General features: G+C 37.0%; 2 protein-coding genes. One reads left to right on the top strand and one right to left on the bottom strand.

Annotated elements, in window-relative coordinates; genetic code table 11:
• Nucleotides 1-196: hypothetical protein (locus KKE07_05180; GenBank protein ID MBU4270235.1), on the top strand; the 196-nt coding region annotated here is incomplete at its 5' end.
• A 528-nt stretch (nucleotides 197-724) separates the two neighbouring features.
• On the opposite strand, the gene KKE07_05175 is transcribed toward KKE07_05180, so the two are convergent.
• Nucleotides 725-1,783 (bottom strand): IS110 family transposase, encoded by a 1,059-nt coding sequence (locus KKE07_05175; GenBank protein MBU4270234.1) that lies wholly within the window; start codon nucleotides 1,781-1,783, stop codon nucleotides 725-727.
• Nucleotides 1,784-2,235: the final 452 nt, after the last annotated feature.

Below are 2,235 nucleotides of genomic sequence, written 5' to 3'. Positions count from 1 at the left end.
TGGGTGGTTAGGTAACAAGTTATATCTCGAAGCTCATATGCCATTATTTGAGCAGCGTCTAGAGATGGGTGATGATATGAAGCCAGCTTTAGACGTGGTAACTAATGCTACCAAAGGTCGCAATATAACTATTAATTGGAACAAGGTTAAAGAGGTCGCGAAAGATCATCTTACGGTGCCAAGAGTTATTAATTAATCAAGGGGGGTTAACCAGGATATTTCATAAATTATCTATTACGAGGCAAAATAACTCTACAAATACTGCGTTAAAAGTGAATTTTATGCCAGTCACATAGGTGACACTATGCTCCTAGCATAAAATTCACTTTCGCCTTGTCTTTGTAGTTTATTTTGCCTCTCATAACGATAACTTATGAAATATCCGTATATGGACTCCCTCTAATTGTCAAGATTATAAAGCATTTTTAGCGTCAGGGTAAATTCAGTCGTATATCCGGCATCTTAGTGAGCAAATTATTATTGATAACACTGCTCGTGCCCAAATGAAATTCGTGCTCTATTTCCTAATCGGGTTATCGGTTTTTTAAACCATCGCATATTACAGGTTTTAATAGAGCTGGTTTTACCTATTTCGCCATTTGTTTGTTTTATTCTCCGAACTCTTTTGGGTTATCTTTAAAATTCTTTGTTTTTTTCTTAAAATATCTATTATTGGGCCTATGAATTTCGTGGATAACCTGCTTCTTGGGTACCCACAAATTCATCAGGCCGCTTTTAAAAATCTTGGCTTATAATTAAGATCGTATTTATTCCCTTCTTTAACAACCATGCACGCAATTCTTGCTAGTTTATTAGCTAGGGCTACCGCGGCTTTATTGTACCCACGCTGTATTTGTAGCCTTTTAAGCCACAGACTAAGCTTATCGTTCTTCTTCGATGAGGCAGCTAATACAGCTCGAGCTCCATGAATCAATAAGGTTCTCGTATATGTATCTCCACCTTTGCTGATACCAAGTAACTTGGCTTTACCTCCGCTACTATGCTGCTTGGGTGTTAATCCTAAAAAAGCCGCAAAGTGTCTACCATTCTTAAATCCTCCTCCATTACCTAGTGTAGAGGCCAAAACAGTAGCTCCTAATACTCCTATACCTGGTATTGTTTCTAATCTTTGGCATACTTCATTATTTTTAAATAATGACAATAATTTTTTATCGTAAAATGCTACTTTCTCATCTAGTTCCTTTAGATGCTTATGGTTTTCCTGAAGACATTCCAATAGTTCACTAGTTAGCTTGTTTGCATGCGGATGATCTGCAGTACCAGCTAAAATTAACTTTACCTCAGTTTTTAGATTATTTATCCCCTGAGAGATACTTATTCCATATTCTGATAAAACCCCCCTGATCTGATTTGCCAACTCTGTACGTTGCCTAACTAACAAACCTCTAAAGCGGTGCATACTTTGCATATCTTGTTGATCTTGGGTTTTTACTTCGCCAAACCTCATTTCTGGATCCCTGGATGCTGAAGATATTGCTGCTGCATCGTTCGCGTCATTTTTATTTCTTTTTACATACGGTTTTACATATTTTGGATTGATTAATTTCACTTTATGTCCACATTTTTGAAATTCTCTTCCCCAATAATTAGCTGTAGCACAACCTTCCATATAGATATTGCAACTATTCAAATTGACCATGAATTCAAACAGTTTTGTTCTGCTGACTTTCTTTTTTAAAACAGCATTTCCTTTTTTATCTGTACCATGCAACTGAAAAACATTTTTTGCTAAATCTATTGATAATGATGTAACATCTTTCATTGGACTCTCCTCTGAATTAAATGGTTAATGGTAATATCAAAAATCACCATTTTGGCACTTTAGATGCCGTTAAGTAAGAGGGAGTCCATATTATTGGGTTAAGACCTGATGGATCCCCATATCTTTTGAATTAATTTACATAAAAAACAAGAGGGTCTGTTTGCTGTCATTGCGAGCGAGGCGTTTTTGTTTTTGCCGAGCGCGGCAATCCAGGAATAATTTTGTTTTATATGGAACTTTCTGGATTGCTTCACCCAGCTAAAAGCGCTGGGTTCGCAATGACGGCATAAAAACAGATCTACGAGTAGTCAACAACGATGACATTAACTCAATAAAAGATGTGGGGATCCATCAGGGTTTGATCCCAAGATTGGGCTATTGCTTATCAGCATGATACGAAGATCTTGCAAGGGGTGAGCTAGTAACATGTTTAAAGCCAAGCTGATAGGCTA

This window comes from Candidatus Dependentiae bacterium (assembly GCA_018897535.1).
Lineage (GTDB): Bacteria > Babelota > Babeliae > Babelales > UASB340 > UASB340.
Note: the sequence above shows the minus strand (reverse complement) of the source record. Positions and strands in the feature narration are given on the sequence as shown.

Bases quoted from the DNA above. Each gene is read 5' to 3' on its own strand.
- KKE07_05175 (MBU4270234.1), bottom strand. From the start codon at position 1,783: ATGAAAGATGTTACATCATTATCAATAGATTTAGCAAAAAATGTTTTT.